General features: G+C 46.4%; 17 protein-coding genes. 3 read left to right on the top strand and 14 right to left on the bottom strand.

Annotated elements, in window-relative coordinates; translation table 11 throughout:
• Positions 1–2 precede the first annotated feature (2 nt).
• The 3 genes from F0265_RS12270 to F0265_RS12260 form a co-directional block, all read right to left on the bottom strand.
• On the bottom strand, positions 3–3044 hold the full coding sequence (locus F0265_RS12270) for an SMC family ATPase (protein WP_171749102.1): 3042 nt from the start codon (positions 3042–3044) through the stop codon (positions 3–5).
• A 9-nt stretch (positions 3045–3053) separates the two neighbouring features.
• Positions 3054–4184, bottom strand: coding sequence for an exonuclease SbcCD subunit D (locus tag F0265_RS12265; RefSeq protein WP_171749101.1), 1131 nt, complete (start codon positions 4182–4184; stop codon positions 3054–3056).
• Positions 4185–4267: 83 nt separating this feature from the next.
• Positions 4268–5356 carry a ketoacyl-ACP synthase III gene (locus F0265_RS12260; protein WP_171749100.1) on the bottom strand — a complete coding sequence of 363 codons (1089 nt, stop codon included), beginning with the start codon at positions 5354–5356 and terminating at the stop codon, positions 4268–4270.
• 175 nt (positions 5357–5531) lie between these two features.
• Here F0265_RS12260 and trxC point away from each other — a divergent pair, with 175 nt between their 5' ends.
• Entirely contained in the window at positions 5532–5966 is a 435-nt protein-coding gene (trxC, locus tag F0265_RS12255) for a thioredoxin TrxC (RefSeq protein WP_045985939.1), read from the top strand.
• 199 nt (positions 5967–6165) lie between these two features.
• On the top strand, positions 6166–7326 hold the full coding sequence (locus F0265_RS12250; protein ID WP_171749099.1) for an MFS transporter: 1161 nt from the start codon (positions 6166–6168) through the stop codon (positions 7324–7326).
• A 1-nt stretch (position 7327) separates the two neighbouring features.
• On the opposite strand, the gene F0265_RS12245 is transcribed toward F0265_RS12250, so the two are convergent.
• Together F0265_RS12245 and F0265_RS12240 are read right to left on the bottom strand one after the other, a co-directional pair.
• Positions 7328–7720 carry a nitrous oxide-stimulated promoter family protein gene (locus F0265_RS12245; RefSeq protein WP_171749098.1) on the bottom strand — a complete coding sequence of 131 codons (393 nt, stop codon included), beginning with the start codon at positions 7718–7720 and terminating at the stop codon, positions 7328–7330.
• Entirely contained in the window at positions 7720–8235 is a 516-nt protein-coding gene (locus tag F0265_RS12240; protein ID WP_171749097.1) for a GNAT family N-acetyltransferase, read from the bottom strand. The genes F0265_RS12245 and F0265_RS12240 overlap by 1 nt, the downstream gene beginning before the upstream one ends.
• A gap of 108 nt (positions 8236–8343) precedes the next feature.
• On the opposite strand from F0265_RS12240, the gene F0265_RS12235 reads away from it, so the two are divergent.
• Positions 8344–8781, top strand: coding sequence for a DUF4174 domain-containing protein (locus tag F0265_RS12235; protein ID WP_171749096.1), 438 nt, complete (start codon positions 8344–8346; stop codon positions 8779–8781).
• Here F0265_RS12235 and nirD read toward each other — a convergent pair whose 3' ends face one another.
• From nirD to F0265_RS12190, 9 genes are all read right to left on the bottom strand, one after another.
• Positions 8782–9108: a nitrite reductase small subunit NirD gene (gene nirD / locus F0265_RS12230; protein ID WP_171749095.1), complete on the bottom strand. Its 327-nt coding sequence runs from the start codon at positions 9106–9108 to the stop codon at positions 8782–8784.
• Positions 9105–11588, bottom strand: a complete 2484-nt coding sequence (nirB, locus tag F0265_RS12225; RefSeq protein ID WP_171749094.1) for a nitrite reductase large subunit NirB — start codon at positions 11586–11588, stop codon at positions 9105–9107. The genes nirD and nirB overlap by 4 nt, the downstream gene beginning before the upstream one ends.
• Positions 11589–11598: 10 nt before the next feature.
• On the bottom strand, positions 11599–12441 hold the full coding sequence (locus tag F0265_RS12220; protein ID WP_065741898.1) for an ABC transporter ATP-binding protein: 843 nt from the start codon (positions 12439–12441) through the stop codon (positions 11599–11601).
• A gap of 12 nt (positions 12442–12453) precedes the next feature.
• Entirely contained in the window at positions 12454–13422 is a 969-nt protein-coding gene (locus F0265_RS12215) for an ABC transporter permease (protein ID WP_040121562.1), read from the bottom strand.
• Positions 13423–13484: 62 nt separating this feature from the next.
• Positions 13485–14858, bottom strand: a complete 1374-nt coding sequence (locus F0265_RS12210; RefSeq protein ID WP_171749093.1) for a CmpA/NrtA family ABC transporter substrate-binding protein — start codon at positions 14856–14858, stop codon at positions 13485–13487.
• 261 nt (positions 14859–15119) lie between these two features.
• Positions 15120–15701 (bottom strand): ANTAR domain-containing protein, encoded by a 582-nt coding sequence (locus tag F0265_RS12205; RefSeq protein ID WP_171749092.1) that lies wholly within the window; start codon positions 15699–15701, stop codon positions 15120–15122.
• Between the two features lie 91 nt (positions 15702–15792).
• Positions 15793–16749, bottom strand: coding sequence for a glycosyl transferase family protein (locus F0265_RS12200; protein ID WP_171749091.1), 957 nt, complete (start codon positions 16747–16749; stop codon positions 15793–15795).
• On the bottom strand, positions 16746–17627 hold the full coding sequence (gene cobA, locus F0265_RS12195) for a uroporphyrinogen-III C-methyltransferase (RefSeq protein ID WP_171749090.1): 882 nt from the start codon (positions 17625–17627) through the stop codon (positions 16746–16748). The genes F0265_RS12200 and cobA overlap by 4 nt, the downstream gene beginning before the upstream one ends.
• Before the next feature lie 11 nt (positions 17628–17638).
• On the bottom strand, positions 17639–20236 hold the full coding sequence (locus F0265_RS12190) for a nitrate reductase (RefSeq protein WP_171749089.1): 2598 nt from the start codon (positions 20234–20236) through the stop codon (positions 17639–17641).
• Between the last annotated feature and the right edge of the window lie 143 nt (positions 20237–20379).

Raw genomic sequence — 20379 nt, 5'->3', positions numbered from 1 at the left:
CCTCATGCAACATTTACTTTCAATTCACTTCCCACTCGGCTGGACGTGACATCAATACGCAATGACATCTGCTCTTTAAGCTCACTCACATGGGAAATTAATCCGATGGTTCTACCACTTTGCTGAAGGTCGATTAGGGTCTGGATGGCGAGATCCAATGACTCTGGATCTAAGCTGCCGAAACCTTCATCGATAAACAGCGTATCCAACCTGATACCACCACTGTACGATTGAACAACATCGGATAAGCCAAGTGCTAAAGACAGCGCTGCCATGAAGGATTCGCCCCCGGATAAGGTGGCAACATCTCTATTTTTGCCTGTGTAGCTATCTTCTACCATCAGATCCAAGCCACGCCCTGCCGCACCCTTGAAGCCTTCGGTTTTGCGCGCAAGAATGTAGCGCCCTTTACTCATCAGGCTGAGTCTCTGAGAGGCTTGAATAAGCACATCGTCCAGTAATACACCAAGAACAAATCGATGCAGACTCACGCGGCTCCCGGTTTTACCGCTAGCGACGTCATACAGAGTTCCGTACACCTTGTACTCAGCCTCTAATTCAGCATTTTTTTCGTGTAGTAAGGCAATATCACGGCGAACCTTGTCAAATCGTTCGAATTTAGAACGAGTTGTATCCAGTGCATTTCTCGCTTCAACGTACTCTTGGCTGCTTAATTCAACAAGTTTGCCTAGTTCAACTAAGTCAGGCGCTTGTTGGTCTTTGAGCGCATGTTTCAAATCTTCTAACGTCTGCTTTAGTTTGGCTTCAGTTTGCGCGTAAGCTTCCACTGATGCTTTCCAAAACTCTAATTGATCGTCTGTCGCTTTCGCGTTGAGATAGGCTTGCTCATCAGAAAACTGCGCTTTTTCAATCGAGACATGCCATTCCGTTTCCGCTTTATCTAAGTTGCGTTTTGCTTCCGCTAAAAGCTGTGTGTTGCTCTGTCTTTGCCCTTCGAGCTCAGCATGACGCTTAGCGAGTCGCTGTTGCTGTTCATTGGCTTGTTCCAGTTGCTTTTGCAAAGCATCGATTGACGCTTTGGTTTGCTTATAATCATTGTCGACAGATTCCACTGACTGATGTTGTTCACCAATGGACTGTACCAGTACCTCGAGCCTCTGTTGCAGCACTTGAACTGTTGCGTCATGAGCAGACATTTCTTCTCTCAGGCGATTGATTTCACTCTCACCTTTTTCACAACGTTGGTTGAGCGTTGCAACCTCCAACTCCATCTGTTCAAGGTTAATTGAAGCCAATCCAGCTAACTTGGCCTGCCACTCAGAATGCTGCTTCTGTACAAGATCCAAAGAAAGGTCTCTATTTTCCCCCAGCTCTTCCTTAAATGCTTCAATTTGAGTTTTTTGACGAGAGATAAGGACATTCTGCTGTTCAACAATGCGAGTTTGCTCGTTGAGAGAGTGCAGTGACTGACGCTCTTGGTTACGACGAAATTCAACTTGTTCTTTGGTCACTTCTTGGCCATTAAACGCAGCTGGGTTTGGATGCTCAGCGCTGCCACACACCGGACAAGGCAGGCCTTGCTGAAGTTTACGGGCAAGAACTGCTGCCTGAGCGCTGTGCCAGCGCATTTCATAGTCATCCGCTTGCTTGCTATGCTCTTGCCAATCAAGCTTCAACTGCTGTACACGAGCTTCAATGGGCTGCAGCCCTTGCTCTAAAGTAACTAACTCTTTGGACAGCAACTGCAGTTTATTGAGATCGGCAGTAAGGCGCTGTAGTCGCGCAAGTTCAGACTCTACCGTCGCTTTATCTGCAATAGCCAGCTTCGCATTCTCGAGTTCTTGTTGAGCTTTAGATGCTTCTTGCGAAAGCTTTTCTTTGTGTGTCTGATATTTGATTAAGGTCGAATTGAACTCTTGTTTCTTAGTAGTAGAGTCTTTCAGGTTTTTATCCAACTCCAACTTTTCGTTTAGCTTAGCTTTGATGCCTTCCAGTTGGTAGAGCTTATCTGTCAATGTCGGAATTGATTGGGCTTGCTGCGTGAACGTATTCAACTGCTGTTTGTGCTCTTCTACCGCAACATTCGAAAGTTGCAACGCTTTCTCAAGAGAACTGGCTTTTTCATTCAGGTCATGGACCTGTTTTGAGAGTGACGTCCAATTGGTGTAAGGAACGTCTAGCTTGGAAGCTTGCTGAGCGATCACCAGTTTTTGTTGAATTTGAGCGTTGCTATCGCTTTTCTCGCTATGCTCTGACAGTGCTTTCTCTGCGCTTTGTAGCTTCTCAAATTCACCTTGTAATTGGTTAGCTTTCTGTTGTGCCTCTTTGTTTTTATTTAACTTTTCAAGGGCAACCTTTTCACTCAAGCTCACTTCTTCAAGCAGCTTAGCGACAACATCAAGTTGCTCCGTTAACTCTTGTTCAGTGCTGGCTTCTGCCACTTGTAGAGCACCGCGAATCTGGTTATCAAACTCATCTTTTGATTTGCTGATAGCACTCGCTTTATCCTTAAGCACAAGCTCGATTTTCTTGTAAATGTCAGTCTGGAACAATTGACCGAAGATCTCTTCTCGCTTTATGGAGCTTACAAGCAAGAGTTCACGAAACTTACCTTGTGGTAACACCATCACCTGACGAAACTGAGTTTCATTCAGACCAATCAGTTCTGCGACCTCAATTTTAACCTGTGCTGTCTTGCTGGTTATCAGTCGCTCTTCATTTGTAATCTCGTACAAAGAGGCTGTGTGGTTTCGAGTCGTTGTACCTTCACCTCGTGCTTTAGGTGCCAATTGATCGGGTGATCTAGTGACTCTGTAGCACTTATCCTTAAGTGCGAATTCGAACACCACTTCGGTCGGTAACGAAAGCGCTGCCATATCACAGCGCATCTGCTTCCCTTCTCTTTCATTACTTGTTGTTTGGCCATACAAAGCAAAACAAATAGCGTCTAAAATAGAAGTTTTACCTGAACCTGTTGGGCCGTTAATCAAAAACAGCGGATTGGAACCAAGCAATGTAAAGTCGATAGATTCAGTGTTAGCAAAAGGACCAAATGCCTGCATTGTCAGTGATAATGGTTTCATCGCTTGCCCTTACTGCTTTGCCAATTGTTTGATGATGTCGGTTATTGCATGGTCTTGCTCTTCCGTTAGCTCACTATTTTGCGCTTCAAGGAAAAAATCTTTGAACATATCCACTTCACTACGAGCAAGCTTTGCCTGAGCCATTTCCTGTTCAACGCCCACTAACATACCTGGCTTTTCGATATGCAGAACATTTGGGTAAACCGCGCGAAGCTTTTCCATGGGATTAAGAATGGCGTGTTTATCTAACAAACGGACCAACAAGTAATCATGACTATTCGGATCTGTTTTGCCACCGGCAATAACTTCGTCTAACTCCCCTTCAATTATCCGCATTTGGTGAGGAGCAGTGAGATCAATGTGGGTTGCTGAGACAAAACCTTGTTCATTTATCTCAACCAGTGTCATTCCTTTCTTCTGATGCTGCTCAGAAAAGCTGTATTTCATCAGTGAGCCCGAGTAACGGATGTAATCTTCACCCTTTTTTTGCGGCTGGTGCAGATGGCCCAGAGCTACATAGTCAAAATCGACAAAATGTTCATGGCTGACTCTGTCTGAGCCGCCAATTGATAAAGGACGTTCGGACTCGGACTCAATCGCACCATCAACAAAGCAGTGGCTGATCAAGACATTCTTTTGACCCGGTTTAAACTGAGACTTAATCTCTTCACTCAGCAGTCGATGAGCGTCATCGTGCGTTGATACAGACTGGCCAAAATGGTGACGAACTAATTCAGGGTCGTTGTAGGGCATGCCATAAAAAGCCACCTCTCCAACATCCGTATTCATGACAACAGGTTCCAGCATCTCTTCAAAATTCGAGATAATGTGCAAACCCGCCCCTTTCATTTGCGAGGATCCAAAGCCTAATCGCTGGGCGCCATCATGGTTACCGGGTATCAAAATGATGGGTAGTTTAAGTTCGTTGCACACCTGACGGACAAATTCGTTCATCAATTCAATCGCAGCCGTTGGCGGAACCGAGCGGTCATAGATATCTCCGGCAATCACCAGAGCATCAACGGTATTAGATTGTAGATATTCTATCAATTGAGCCAAAACGGCTTTTTGATCGTCCAGAAGAGAAACATTGTGGAATTGGCGTCCGAGGTGCCAGTCAGAGGTGTGAAGAAACTTCATTTAAGCCCTGCATTATTCTTATCGTCTAAGGCAGAATAATACCATTCTGAACCGTCTACTATCCAGAATGGTATTGATTTTAACTAGCTTGGCGCATGCTCTTTACAGAACTTGATCGCTTCATCAAGCAATTCAAGTGCAGATTTATCACATTCGGGTAGCGCTGCGTCACTACTGCCCAAAGGCGTTACGCGGTCACCCCATTTAATATGGCCTGCTCCCCACGTCAGTCCAGCACCAAATGCGGCCAGTAGCAAGTTATCGCCTGGTTTAACGAAGCCTTCTTCCATGGCTTCACATAACGCCAGTGGTACAGTAGCCGCTGATGTATTGCCATATTTGTGGATGTTCACAAACGCTTTTTCCTGACTAATACCAGACAAATCACACAGTGTTTGAATGATGCGAATGTTTGCCTGATGCGGGATCACTACGTCAACATCTTCGGTAGATAGCTGGCTACGCGCAAGCACGTTTTGAGCCGCTGAACCCATGCCTTTAACGGCACGCTTAAAGATTTCTTTTCCTACGAAGTTGAATTCCCAATAGCCGTTATCTGCTGCAAAGCGATCCATCGAAGTACCAAATTTTGGTACCGAGAGAATATCACGCCCTTTTGAATCACAACCTAACTGAACTTGCTGTAATCCAACAGGTTTATCTGTTTTGCTCAGCACGACAGCACCGGCGCCATCACCAAACAGCACCGCGGTATCACGCATTGTCCAGTCGATAAAGAAAGACAGACGCTCAGCACCTATGACTAACGCGTTGTTATAGTTGCCCGCCTGAATCATACGTGTCGCTGTCTCTAGGCTGTAAAGAAACCCTGTACACGCAGCGTTTAAGTCAAACGCCGTGGTCCCAATCATACCAAGGTTCTGAGATACCTTTGATGCGATGTTAGGAATAAGAGAGTCTGGAGAACAAGTAGCGACGATAAGTAAATCAATATCACTCGCTTCAAGGCCAGCACATGCTAGGGCATGTTTGGCGGCCACCGTCGACAAATCAGACGTGTTAACGTGGCTGATGCGGCGGTTCTCAATGCCTGTACGCGTGCGAATCCATTCATCTGAAGTATCAAGAAATGTACTTAAATCATCGTTGGAGAGCGTGGTTGGCGGCACACATTTACCCCAACCTGTTATTTCTGCATAGAATGTTGTCATTCGAAGCCTTTTATTCTTATTTGAGTTAGCGGCCCATTCGATCTGTTCAGTACGACTGATAGAACTCTTGGGTAAATACTATTTTCAGAGTATAACTAGCGACTATCTGTGGTGTCACCTAATTGGTAAAATAGACGTCACACTTGCGTAGAAAAACACAAACAAGAGAAAAGTCATGTCTACATTCAACACTCGTTGCCCTTCTTGCTCTGGCGTAAACCGTGTTCCTAATGAACGAGTATCTGAAAGCCCGAAATGCGGCAAATGCCAATCGGATTTACTGGACGGTGCGCCGATTGAAGGAACAGAGCTCAACTTTGATGCTATTTTGAACAGCAGCCAACCTGTCGTCGTCGACTTTTGGGCACCGTGGTGCAACCCATGTGTTGGTTTCGCCCCCGTATTTTCGGATGTCGCCAAAGAGCGAGCAAACAATGTTCGATTTGTAAAAATAGACACAGAAAGCCAGCAAAACCTTGCTGCTAAATACCAAATTAGAAGCATTCCAACTGTCATGGTGTTTAAAGATGGCAAAAGAGTCGATGTTATCAATGGTGCCTTACCTAAAGGCCAATTTGATCAGTGGCTTAATGAAGCTTTAACGAAGTAATAGAAACAATCCCCCCTTTCAAAAAGGCCGCTAGCAATCATCGCTAGCGGCCTTTTCTTTTATCTATAGCGAGAACTCGTGTCGAAAAATGATTTTTATCGACACGACTAAAATTATTCGTTTTACCCAATATCAAAATCGCTCCATAGTCGCGCCAAAAGACGTTCCATTTTATTAACTAACTCAAGAGGCTACGACGTTGGAAAACATTCTTGCTCCTGCACCAAAAGCTCGCATCTCAGTACCTGTTATCGCGCTGGCTCTTTATGCGGTAGCTTCAGGCTATTTAATGAGCTTGATCCCACTTATGCTACCCGATTACGGGCTGGACAGCTCGTTGGCCAGTTGGTTAGCCAGTGTTTTCTATGCAGGTCTTTTAGTTGGTGCGATTGCAATTGAGCCATTGGTTACCCGATTAGGTCACAAGAACGCATTTGTTCTTTGTTTAACTCTTTTCATCGCGACCATTTTCGCGCTGCCTGTATTTACCAACTCAGTGGCATGGATGTGTGCACGCTTTTTGGCTGGTATCTCTGTTGCTGGCGTATTCGTTATTGTCGAGTCATGGTTGCTGCATGGCGATGAAGCAGCCAGAGCAAAACGTCTAGGTCTGTATATGGCGGCACTGTACGGTGGTAGTGCGATTGGTCAATTAGGAATTGGAATATTGGGGGTCGGTGGTGGCGTGCCTTTTATTGCTATCTTGACTCTACTGCTTCTCGCTATCGTGGTATTACTATTTGGAGAAACCGATCAGCCAGAGTCTGCGCATACGACCAATCTTTCGTTCAAGCAGATCACCAGATTAAGCCATGCTGCCATCATTGGTTGCATTGTTTCTGGCCTGATCCTTGGTGCTATTTACGGCTTAATGCCATTGGAGCTCGCGCAGCAAGGTATTGATCATGACGATTTAGGTGGATTGATGGCTCTTGTCATTCTTGGTGGTATGGCAGTTCAGCCGATTGTGCCATGGATGTCGAAATACTTTGGTCGAACCTTGTTGATGGCGTTCTTCTGCTTACTTGGCGCTGCGGCTATTAGCATGATTATGCTGGACGATAACATCCGAGTTTTAGCGGTAGGAATATTCTTGCTAGGTGTTGCTGCTTTTGCGTTGTACCCCATCGCAATCAACCTAGGCTGCGATAAATTGGACTCACAGTATATCGTTTCAGCAACACAAGTCATGCTGTTCAGCTATAGCTTGGGATCCGTTTTCGGGCCAATCATTGCGGACTGGTACATGTCTGGTGACCATGGATTGATGGGCTACCTGTTCGCGATACTGCTGGCAACTTGCCTATATATGCTTGTTGCTAGCATCAAGACAAAGCACCAAGCTGTCGCTGGTGAGTAAATCACTCACTTCTTTTCCTCTTATGCCGGTTAGACGCCCCCCTAGCCGGCTTTTCGGGCACTACTCTGCGCTCGTGAACCAAATGCCGAATCGCAAGAATGGGATGAGGTAACAACATGCGCGGCCCTGCATAGCGCATCACTTGGCGCATTTGTTCTTTGGGTTCTGGCTTATAACAGTGAATTGGACATTTGTTGCAGGTCGGCTTGTCTTGACCATACGGGCAGCGATCAAGCCTCTCCTCTGCGTACTCTTTCAGTTCTAGGCACGAGTGACACAAACAACCGTCTGGCAATCCATGGTGATCTCGACAATAAATCGCAATCATTGCGCTGACCGTTTTAAACTCCGTCAGTAACTTGCCTTGTAATACATCCGAATGGGTAAATTTCATTAATCTGCGAATGACAATTGATATAAAAGTAAGTCAATTTTATCGCTTATTTGGTTTTGGACTTTGATGTAAGTAAAGCCGAGTCGATTTAGTAAGCTCTTGCTCGCTTCATTGTCCGAAGATGTTATCGCCACTAATTCATCGATATCGCTGCGCTGCCTTGCGTACTCTACAACTGCTTTTCCAGCTTCTAACCCATAGCCCTGGCCCAATGAATCCGGCATAAAACCATAACCAATGTCATAGGCATCCAGCTCGTCCCGCTTAATCAAACCACAAACACCGATCGGTTGACTATCTGACTTACTTTCAACTACGAGCAAGCAAACACTTTTCGCCTCTCTCATCGCAAGCATGTTGTTACGAATATATTCAACAGCATCATCGCTGCTTCTAATATGCTTGTCGCCCACAAAGCGAAGGAAGCCTTCCGTGTTGTAGAGAGACTGAATAAAGGCGGCATCTCCCTCGGTTGGTAAGCGCAATTTCAAACGGTGAGTTTCTAGATTTTCCATATCAGGTACTTACGTATTACTTAGGTAAGTGGTGAGCTTACCACCTACACTTAACGTAGAAAGTGATTGAGGTTTAGAAGCTCAATTCTTGTTCCACGGAGGCCAACTATGCGCTGTTTGATTCTCACTCTATTACTTATTCAGAGTATTGGACTTGCGTGGAGTTACCCCGCCTACTCACCGAAATGGGCGCATAGAAGCGTAATTTACTTTGCGCCAACCAACGACGAACATGTGAAGCAGTTTTTACTAGAGACCCTAATCAATGAATGTGAACTGTCCGACCGCGACATCATCACCTTAGTCGTTACTCAAGATGGGTTTACCATTCCATCTTGGGTTAAGAACGAATTTAACCTATCAAGTATGTTCAGAGTCTACGATGTTGAACCGGGTACGCACACCGCAATATTGATTGGAAAAGACGGCTCAGAAAAGTTGCGTTGGGGCAAAGAAACAGATTGGGAAAACATCAAACAGACCATCGATTTGATGCCGATGCGTCAATATGAAATGGAGCAGAGGCAAAGCCCCTGCTCTGCATAGCTAAAATAAAACCACAGCCCCTTCGTCAACTTCCACCGGCCAGCATTTGAGCTTTACGTCTGGTTGCTCAATACATTGACCTGTTTTTAGGTTGAAATGCTGCTTATAGAGGGGAGAAGCGACACACAACTCCCCTTTCACATCACCGACGATGCCTCGATTCATCACGTAAGCTTTACCTATCGGATCCCAGTTTTGTATCGCAAACACGCCTTTGTCAGGGATACGAAAAAGCGCCACTTGCTCACCGTCAATTAATGCAGCTCTGCCTTCGTAGGGCACTAAATCATCTAACCGGCATATTTTCAGTTTTTGTTCAGTAATCATAACTCCTCCTTAACTGGAATTCGTTGTCCTCTGATTCTCTGGTAAGGAAGTGCTTGGCTCGTCGAGTCGTCATTGATGAACGGACGGAATTTGCTGAGCTTATCCGGATTTTCCAACGTACTCTTCCACTCACATTGGTAGGTTTCGACAATATGCTGCATTTGGCTTTCGAGTGAGTCACACAAGCCTAATGAGTCCTCGATTACCACTTGCTTCAGATAATCGACGCCGCCTTCAAGGTTTTCCATCCACACTGAGGTTCGTTGTAAACGGTCAGCGGTACTGACATAAAACATCAATACCCTATCAATGAGTTGTACTAACTGCTCTTTAGTCAGGTCTGAGGCCAAGATATCAGCATGTCTAGGGCGCATTCCCCCATTGCCGCATACATAAAGGTTCCAACCTTTTTCTGTTGCGATAACACCAATGTCTTTGCTTTGCGCCTCTGCACATTCTCGCGTACACCCTGAAACCGCGAACTTGATCTTATGAGGCGCACGCAAGCCTTTGTAGCGATTCTCCAATTCAATCGCTAACCCTACAGAGTCATCAACGCCATAGCGACACCATGTCGAACCCACGCAAGATTTTACTGTGCGAAGTGATTTCCCATAGGCGTGACCCGTTTCAAAGCCTGCATCGATCAGTGTTTGCCAGATCTCCGGTAGCTGCTCCACTTGTGCACCAAAAAGGTCGACTCGTTGACCGCCGGTGATCTTGGTATACAAATCAAACTTCTGCGCAACTTCACCGAGCACAATGAGTTTCTCCGGTGTAATCTCACCACCGGCAACCCTAGGAACGACCGAATATGAGCCGTCTTTCTGTAGGTTTGCCATGAATGCATCATTCGAGTCTTGGAGCGCACTGTGTTGAGGCTCCATGATGTGTTCGTTCCAAAGAGAAGCAAAGACTGATGCGGCGGTTGGTTTGCACAGGTCACACCCTAACCCTTTGCCATGTTTGCTCAATAAAGTGTCAAAGTCTTTGATTTGCTCGACCTGACAAATATGAAACATCTCTTGTCGAGACATTTCAAAGTGTTCGCAGACATGATTATTGACTTCAACACCCATCGCCATTAGCTCAGCATCGAGTACTGTCTTAACCATATTGCTACAGCCACCACAGCCTGTCCCAGCCTTGGTTTGAGTTTTCAGCGTATCTAAATCATGTGCACCAGCCTGAATCGCCGACACTAAATCGCCTTTGGAAACGTTGTGGCACGAACATATGATCGCTGTATCGTTCATTTCTCCTTGCAGCATACTGGTATCAAACAGGAGGTTGGCAGCGTGATCAGGGAGTTTAGTTTGATTGAGATAGCATTGCAGTAGCGCATCGTAGTCTGAGTTGTCACCCACCAAGATCGCCCCGAGCAAAAATTTACCCGTTTCATCGACAACTAGCTTTTTGTAAACACCGGATACCGTGTCTTGCAGCGTCATCTCCTGTGCGCCTTCCGTCGCTTTATGAGCATCACCGATCGACGCCACATCGACACCAAGCAGTTTGAGCTTAGTGCTCATGTCAGCGCCTGTAAATCCTGTCGTTTCTCGTGCTGTTAGCTTGTCTGCCACGACCCGCGCCATGGCGTATCCGGGGGCTACCAGCCCAAATATCTTTTGTTGCCACAACGCGCATTCTCCAATGGCGTAGATGTTTGCATCGCTTGTCTGGCATTCATCATCAATCACAATGCCACCTCGCTCCCCCAGTGCGAGCCCTGCTTCCCGACCAAGTGCGTCTTGTGGCCGTATACCTGCGGAAAACACTATGACATCCACTTCCAATGGTTCAGCGTCTTTGAACACCAAACGATGTCGAGCGGTTTCGCCGTCGCAGATCTTTTCTGTGATCATTGAGTTGTGAACGCTCAGCCCCATGGCTTCGATTTTTTCTTTTAGCACAGTGCCCGCTCCGTCATCGAGCTGGACGGGCATCAAGCGTGGCGCAAATTCCACAACGTGGGTCTTAACTCCAAGCAGTTTCAACGCATTTGCGGCTTCAAGACCTAGCAATCCACCGCCAATAACCGCACCTGTTTTCGCCCCTTGGCACGCTTGTTTGATCCGAGAAAGATCTTCCAAAGTACGATAAACAAAGATGTCTTCCCTGTCTTTGCCTTCAATCGGCGGAACAAAAGGATACGAACCTGTCGCAAGCACCAACTGGTCGTAGCCAAGAATATCTTCGCCATCCAGTACAATACGTTTAGCCTGCTTAGCGATAGAAGTGACCTGACTACCCAGAACCAACTCAATCCCGTGTCTCTGATACCATTCCTCACTACTCAGCATTAGATCCTGATGAGATTTTCCCGAAAACAAAGACGACAATTGAACTCGGTCGTAGGCAATAAACCTCTCTTCACCAATCACGGTGATCTTCTTTTCCAAATGCGCCCCACGCTCGACGAGCTGTGCGACAAAGTGGTGGCCGACCATGCCATTACCGACAATCACTACATGTTCCATACTCACGTCCTTATGCTGTCTTCGCAGGTGCAGGTTTGCTGTTTACTTTTTTCTTATCTGCTGGCAACTCTTGTTTCGATTGTTTTTCGTACAGGAATTTCAAAACAGATTGGCGATAGCGTTGATAAACAGGGTTATCCGCCAGTTCCACGCGATTTCGTGGACGAGGAAGTTCAATTTCCAGAACTTCACCAATGGTTGCCGCTGGTCCGTTAGTCATCATGACTATCTTGTCTGAAAGCAGCACAGCTTCATCAACATCGTGAGTAATCATAATCACGGTGTTGTTTAGCTCCGCCTGAATGTTCATTAATGAGTCCTGAAGGCGTGCGCGTGTTAGTGCATCCAGCGCGCCAAACGGCTCATCCATAAGCAAGACTTTTGGCTTGAGTGCCAGTGCTCTAGCGATCCCAACACGTTGCTTCATCCCTCCAGAGATTTCATCCGGTTTTTTATCCGCAGCCTGAGTCATCTGAATCAGGTCAAGGTAGTGTTCAACTTGCTCGCGAACCCAGTGTTTACCTTTACCACCAGCCACCTGCTTTACCGCCAGCTCTACGTTTTGATACACCGTTAGCCAAGGGAGTAAGGAGTGATTCTGGAACACTACAGCCCTATCAGGTCCCGGCCCGCTCACTTCACGGCTATCGACAATTACTCCGCCATCAGTAGGTAGGTGCAGCCCAGCGACAAGGTTGAGGACCGTTGATTTACCACAGCCAGAGTGGCCAATCAGCGACACAAATTCGCCTTTATTAATTTGGAGGTTGACGTTTTTCAGCGCGATGAACTCACCATTCGGTGTCGGGAATCGCATTCCGAGTTGCGTCAAATCTAATAGTGGTTTTGACATCATTATTTCCTTTTATCGCAATGCTTGCTGTTTGTTCCATGAAAGCCATTTCTGAAGCTGCAACATTCCTCTATCGAGCATCAGTCCAATAAAGCCAATCGTAATGACAGCGACCATAATCCGCCCTAGTGACGCTGAACTGCCGTTTTGAAATTCATCCCAGACGAATTTCCCTAACCCTGGGTTTTGCGCAAGCATCTCAGCCGCAATAAGCACCATCCATGCGATACCAAGCGATAACCTGAGGCCGGTGAAGATCATAGGAATAGCTGAAGGCAGAACAATGGTTCGGATATGCTGCCACCAAGACAGTTGAAGTACCTTGCTGACGTTAATCAGATCTTTGTCGACACTCGTAACACCTACAGCAGTATTAATTAAAGTCGGCCATAAGCTACACAAAGCCACCGTCAGTAGTGAGTTAATAAAAGACTTCGCAAACAAAGGATCGTCACTCACATAGGTCGCGCTCACTACCATTGTGACAATAGGTAACCAAGCCAATGGCGACACTGGTTTTAGTAATTGAATGATTGGGTTAAATGCTTGATAAAGCCCTTGGTTGAGCCCCAGCATTATCCCGAGTGGGATGGCAATCAGTGTCGCCAACAAAAATCCGGCTGCCACCGTAATTAGACTGGTGATGATCTGGTCAAAGAATGTCGGCTTTCCTGTATAAGGCCTTATCTTCACTTTTGCTTCAGGGTTCTTTGCCAACTTTGCTGCGTTGCGCTTTTCCTGACGTTCAATGAAAGCTTGTTCTTTGTCTCTTTCTTGCCAATGTTCATTGACTAGATTACTAAACTGTTGATATGTCTGAACTGGCCCCGGCAATGTGCCGAGTGATGTTTCGACCTGACGGGCGCTTAAATGCCAAAACATGAGAAACATCAGAATGCCGATCAGAGGGAACAGAATCAGTTTACTTTTATTAGCCACCAGCTTAGGGCTGGAAACTAGCGATATGACATTGCTAGGCATACTTACTCCTTTACTTCTTAATTCCTTTTTAAAGGAGAGCAGATTGCTCCCCTTCATTGCCTCTAAACCTTGTCTTTACCTTTCAAACCAATACTGAATTTCTTGAGGTAGGCATTAGGCTCGCGACCGTCGTAAACAATGTTGTCGATGAAATGGGTTTGAGGAGCTCGAAAGCCATCTTCCTTAGCGAAATCTGGGAAATCTTTCGCAGTCAGAACACCGTCCTCTATTAATGCATCGGCTGCTTGCTGGTAGATATCTGGTCGGTAGACTTTTTTCGCGATGTCCATGTACCAGTCATCCGATTGTTCCTGAGAAATTTGGCCCCAGCGGCGCATTTGCGTCAGATACCAAATAGCGTCGCTGTAGTAAGGATACGTTGCGTTGTAACGGAAAAAGACGTTGAAATCCGGCACAGCTCGCTTGTCGCCTTTTTCGTATTCAAACGTTCCCGTCATTGAATTCGCGATCACTTCCGCATCTGCACCAACGTACTCGCTTTTCGCCAGCAGTTTGACTGCTTCGTCTCGGTTCGCGTTGTTATTTTCATCCAACCAATGTGCCGCTCGAATTAAGGCTTTCACAACCCGTATGTGGGTATTTGGGTATTTCTCTGCCCATGACTTCGACACGCCGAATACTTTCTCCGGATTGTTTTTCCAGATTTCATAGTCCGTAACCACTGGTGCGCCAATCCCTTTAAACACCGCCTGTTGATTCCAAGGTTCACCTACGCAGTAACCTTTGATGGTACCCGCCTCCAAGGTAGCTGGCATCTGTGGCGGTGGTGTTACGCTCAGCAATACATCTGCATTGACTTGTCCGCTGTTATCACCCGTTTCAGGTGCGTAGTAGCCTGGGTGTATGCCGCCTGCAGCTAACCAGTAACGTAGTTCGTAGTTATGTGTCGACACTGGAAACACCATCCCCATGTTGAAGGGCTTACCTTCATCAAGGTAGCTTTCGACAACTGGTTTGAGTGCATCCGCTTTGATTGGGTGAACAGGTTTTCCATCAGCCTGTTTGGGGATGTGTGGCTTCATCTCTTCCCAAGTATCATTAGAGACCGTGATCGCATTACCATTTAGGTCCATGCTAAACGCAGTGATAACTTCCGCCTGTGTACCAATACCGATGGTTGCCCCCAAAGGTTGACCAGATAACATGTGCGCACCGTCAAGCTCACCATCAATGACACGATCAAGTAGTACCTTCCAGTTAGCTTGCGCTTCCAGCGTGACATAGAGACCTTCATCTTCAAAAAAGCCTTTCTCGTAAGCAACCGCGAGCGGCGCCATATCAGTGAGCTTAATAAAGCCAAACTTGAGATCTTCCAGCTCAGGCTCGCCGAGTTCAGCCCAAGCCGAAGGTACAGAGACCGACAATGCAAGGGGAAGAGCCAATAGTGATTGTTTAAAAGTTGACGTCCATTTCATTCGTTTTCTCCAAATAAAAAGCGCTACTGCTCTTTCGAGCAGTAGCGCCGTTGCATTCCTTCATTACCGCCGTTGATAACGTTGAATCGCGTGTGAACCAAATTTCTAAAATATGTATTCCAAGTTACGTGCCAATACTGAATTTCTTTTTATTTCATCACGTTAGCTTCCTAAAGCGTTTGATAGCAAAGATTGATGCTATTAAGTTGTGCATACTGCACCATTAAGGAAATTTATACCTAACCATAAAGAGGTAGTTCACTATTTCAAGGTTTCCAAAGTGATCAGAATGTTTTTCGCCACTTGGGCTAGGGTCTGGCTCGACTGCATTGCAGATTTCCGCATCGCTTTGTAAGCCGACTCTTCGTCCACATTATGTATTTTCATTAGCAACCCTTTGGCTTTCTCTATCATTTTTCGTTCTTCCAACTTCCCTGCTAAGGATTCAATCTCAGACTCCATCGCCAGCAATGATGCTCTCGCAACAGCGGCATGTTCTAGCCAAGGTTTAAGACTAAGATTAGAATCCGCAGGTAACAAAACGTAATCCATATGCTCAGGTAAACGATTAATATCATTGGATAAAAACTGCTTAATCACGACGAGTAGTGGCCGCTGTTTCTCGCGACAAACATCAATGATTAAACGAAGTTCCGCACTGGGCTGTTTCCAACCCGCTACAACATTGGCACCCGGTTCACGCCGTAACAAGGTTTCAAATTGGTTGAGCTGACATCCAATGACATCGTCATAATCCTGAGCCAATAAGGTGGTAAGCCTTGCTTGTTCTTCCAGCGAATCGCAGCAAACAATGGTGGGAGTTTTAGAGATTTTCTTTTGCATAACATTCCTTGTTTTATCTCTTTGCTTGTAAGAGACATAACAAGGAATGTGCCAGAGTGATTAAGTCAACTTAGGAAGGGGCTCAAAATGCTTATGAGCGAGACTCACAATGCTTTGACCATAGCTGATACGCTTGCTCAAAGGATTTATCTTTGTCGCCCGTTTCAGCAAACAGAATGCTTGCCATTGTGGTAACAACCGTGTTCGCCATCATGTTCAGCTCTTCCACTGGTGTACCTAACGGGCATTCATCAGGTAATGGAATGTCTGTGAGCATTTGTTCCGTCCAGTAGTGCGATTCCACACCGGAAGGTGTACTCATCCAAACCGTTTGGCTGACCTTAGGATTATACTCGGACTCTCCAGATTGGCCTTTGAACGACACAACAGCGTGGCGAGTCAGCCCTATCTCACCTTCTACTTCAGCATGCAACTGCTGAAATCCGGGATGGAAGCTGCCCCGAATGCCAATCTTGGCACCACCTGGGTTTAGCGCTCTCACCACGGTGTTAATTGGGGTACGCAAACCATAACGATTTTTCCAGCCAATCATGGTTTCGGCTTGAGGCGCGAAATGCTTGAGTGGTAAGTAGGCAATGTTGCTTTCTTCGAGCACATTCTTGGCGTGTTCCGCTGACTCGACCATTTTGACATCCAGTACACTCAGGTAATCTTCTGCATGCTCTCGCCCAGCGGGCCTGTCGTGATAGCCGTGCAATAGTACTTTTCTACCACTATCAGCCAGTATTTTCGCTGCCAACAGATGCCATGGTTTACCTGCGGCTTTTCTTTTACCTGCGTAACATGGCCAGTCAATATCAGCGCCAATGTTAGGCACGCGAGATTGAAATGCTTTTACGAAGCCAGCAATTTCCTGACGAGTTTCATTTTGCACTCGAATCAGCATCAGCAGCATAGCCATTTGATCATCGTCGCATCGGCCATCAAGATAATCATCCATGACATGAAAAGCTTGATCAAAAGTCAGTGGCTTACGACCTCGCTCACCTCGACCCACTGTTCGAATACATTCCTGAATAATGCTCATGTTACCTCTTGAGAAATCACCGACTCTACGGTCGCGTTAAGTTGTTCACGAAGTGTGACGACTTCCCCTAAGATAATCAATGCCGGACTCACACCTTTAAGCGCTTCTGACAGAATTATTAAGCGACTCAAACTTGATACATGGACTTTCTGTTGAGAGCTGCACCCGTGTGTCACTACCGCTAAAGGAAAGTCATCTCTCATGCCGAGACGAAGCAACCCCTCTTGTATCTCATTGGCCTTTTCCAGTCCCATATAAAACACCAACGTTTGCCCCGACGATACGAGTTGAGCCCACGCCGGAAGCGCGCCTGATACGACTTGCCCAGTCACAAATGTCACGCTTCGGGCCAACGCTCTGTGCGTCAACGGAATATAGGACGCCGCTGCACAACCAATGGCGGCGGTAATGCCAGGTACTACTTCATAATCAATGCTGTTCTGTGCCAGTAGTAGCCCTTCTTCACCACCACGACCGAAAATAAATGGGTCGCCTCCTTTAAGCCTCACGACCATGTACCCAGATTCTGCTAAATCCACCAAAATCTGACTGATTTCTTCCTGCTTTAGACTTGGCTGCCCACATCGTTTACCTACATAGATCCGTTTCTCTGCCTTTTCTGCTAACTCTAGAATCTCTCGATTGACTAAGCGGTCGTAAACCACCACATCAGCCTGCTTAATTAGTTTTAGCGCTTTGACGGTCAGCAAGTCAGGGTCATTTGGGCCAGCGCCAACTAGATAGACTTTTCCTTTTGAACGATAGCGGTCAGGTTTCTGTAGCTTACAAGAATCTTTATACAGTCGACGGTGTTCGCTGAAGCTTGCACCATTCAAATTTGTGTATGAACCTTCCCTTAGATTGATATCGTATTTCATCTTTCGCCCCTTTATTTCATCACTGCAGTCTTAGCACTATGCTCATTTACTAACGCTTCAATCTGAGGAATACACGAACCGCAATTAGTGCCGCATTTGAGCTGATTTTGTAATTGGGAAACGTTGTGACAACGACCACTCTCCAAAGCAGAAGTAATCTGTTTGTCGCTAACTCGAAAGCAGCTACATACCAGTTGGCTGGACTTCTCACTCGAAGCGACCGTAATTAGCTCAGAAAATGACAGTGGTTTACCAATCAAATCAATCAGTTTGGTGTAATCAATTTCAACAGGCTTGGGGGAGACAACAAGGATAGAAGTGACAATACGGCAACTTGAGGTCTCTTCATAATCAAAAGCCAACCAGCCTACTGGCAGATCAAGCATGATCCTCTGATGGTTAGATTTCTGACCATAAGACTTGGATACGCGTTTTGTATTAGCAAATCGCCAAATGCCAGACTGCTTTTCCGCCTGAAATGCACAGTAAGCAAAAGACTCGTTAGAGAATTGAGCACCAATGTACAAACCGTAGCTAGCAATCTTCTCTGGCAATACGTCAACACGACTGGACTTAAAAGCTGGCTGCCCAGAATGAGGGTCTACCATGCGGCTTACTACAGCATTAACTTGACTATTTCCAGCATAATCTCCAGCCCAATGCATCGACATATACAGCTGTTTTATCGGCAGATTCTCTTCAATCGTGGCTTTAGCCAGTATGCTGTTGTCACCGTTCACGACCCTAACCAACTCACCCTTTTTAGCACCTAATAGATCGGCGGATAATTGGCTCATATAAACTGTAGGCTCCAATTCGCTGGCAGCCAGATGAGCAATGTGCCCTGTCCGTGTCATTGTATGCCACTGGTCTCGCTGCCTACCTGTATTGAGCCACCAGTGCGGATCTTGAGCTTCTGGCAGCTGGTCACTGACAACAAATTTTGCCTTACCATCAGGAAAGCTAAATTTTCCATCTGAAAATGGCTGGTCTTTACCCCACTGTTGCGGCCGCCAATCGTCATACTCCTGTTCGGAAATATCTGCGTGTTCAGAGAGATCAAGCATCAATGATGAGTCTTGATTCAATGCTGTCATGGCGGCGAACTCTCTAAATACTTCCACCTCATTGGAGAAACCAAATCCGTTTGCTATTTCCATTCGTTCACAGAGCTTTTGGCCCACTTCACAAATCGCTTGCCAGTCTGGCTTGGCACACCCTGGTGGTTGAATAAATCGACGTTGTCGAGTCATACGCCTCTCTGAATTGGTGACCATACCCTGCTTTTCTCCCCAGCCAGCTGCAGGTAAAAGAAGGTTGGCGTATTTCGCAACATCCGAATCGGGCGTAATGTCGGAAACAATGACCATTGGGCAGCGTTCCAATGCTCGACGGACGTAGCCGTTATCCGGCATGGATACCACGGGATTCGTCGCCATGATCCAGATAACCTTGATATCACCACGTTCAACCGCTTCAAACATCTCTACCGCTTTTAATCCCGGTTTTGTCGCAATATCAGGTGAGCGCCAAAACGCTTTGATAACGTCAATCGATTCTTGGTCGAAGCCGCGATGAATCGCCAGCTGATTGGCCAGCCCGCCAACTTCACGCCCACCCATGGCATTGGGCTGGCCAGTAATTGAAAACGGTCCTGCGCCTTCCATACCAATAGAGCCAGTGGCTAAATGCGCATTAATGATCGCATTACCTTTGTCAGAACCAGTTTGTGACTGGTTTACACCCTGACAAAATACCGTAACCACTTTCCGTGTTTCGCTGAACCAGCGATAGAATGTCAACAGCGATTGTTTATCAATACCAAGCGTATCGCTCAGTTGAGCGAGAGCGAATTTGGAACTTTTGATCTTTTCCGCTAACTGGTTGAAGCCTGAGGTGTGCCGCTCAATAAATTCAGTATCCAAGCAGCCAGTGTCAATACAGTGCCTTATAAGCCCATCGAAAAGCGCGATATCAGCATCGTTGGGGATAGAAAGATGAAGATCCGCTTGTTGAGCCGTTACCGTTTTCCGGGGATCAATCACCACGAGCTTCAGCTTCGGATTCTTTTCTCTTGCTTGCTGGATACGCCTGAAGATCACCGGATGCGTCCATGCGGTATTCGCGCCGCATATAACAATGAGTTCGGCTTTATCTAGGTCGCTGTAGTTGACCGGTACCACATCTTCCCCAAACGCACGATTATGTGCCACTACCGCAGAAGACATGCAAAGCCGTGAATTGGTATCAATGTTTGCACTGCCAACGAAGCCTTTCATCAGCTTGTTTGCGACATAATAATCTTCAGTCAGAAGCTGGCCCGATACATACATCGCTACAGAATCAGGGCCCTCCGTTTGTATTGAGTTGTTCATGGCTTCTGCAATCACATCTGTCGCTTCATCCCAACTGATTTCTTTGCCATTGAACTTAGGGTAAAGCAAACGAGACGGCATATTGAGGCTCTCAGCTAACGCTGAACCTTTCACACACAGCGCCCCTTTGTTCGCAGGATGCACATCGTCACCTACAATCTTCCCTTTATCGACCTTCACCCCACAGCCGACTCCGCAATAAGGACAGGCTGTCTTTATACATTCCGTTGTCATCACTCACTCCTTGAAATAAAAAAGCCCCCTCCACTGCTTTAGTGAAGGAGGCTTCATTGCCCGTGACGTTGTTGTGCATTCTTTTCTAACTCGCTACTTTGAACGCGAGCAAAACCAATGCCATACTAGGATTTTATATAATT

This window comes from Vibrio sp. RE88 (genome assembly GCF_013113835.1).
Taxonomy (GTDB): Bacteria; Pseudomonadota; Gammaproteobacteria; order Enterobacterales; family Vibrionaceae; genus Vibrio.
Note: the sequence above shows the minus strand (reverse complement) of the source record. Positions and strands in the feature narration are given on the sequence as shown.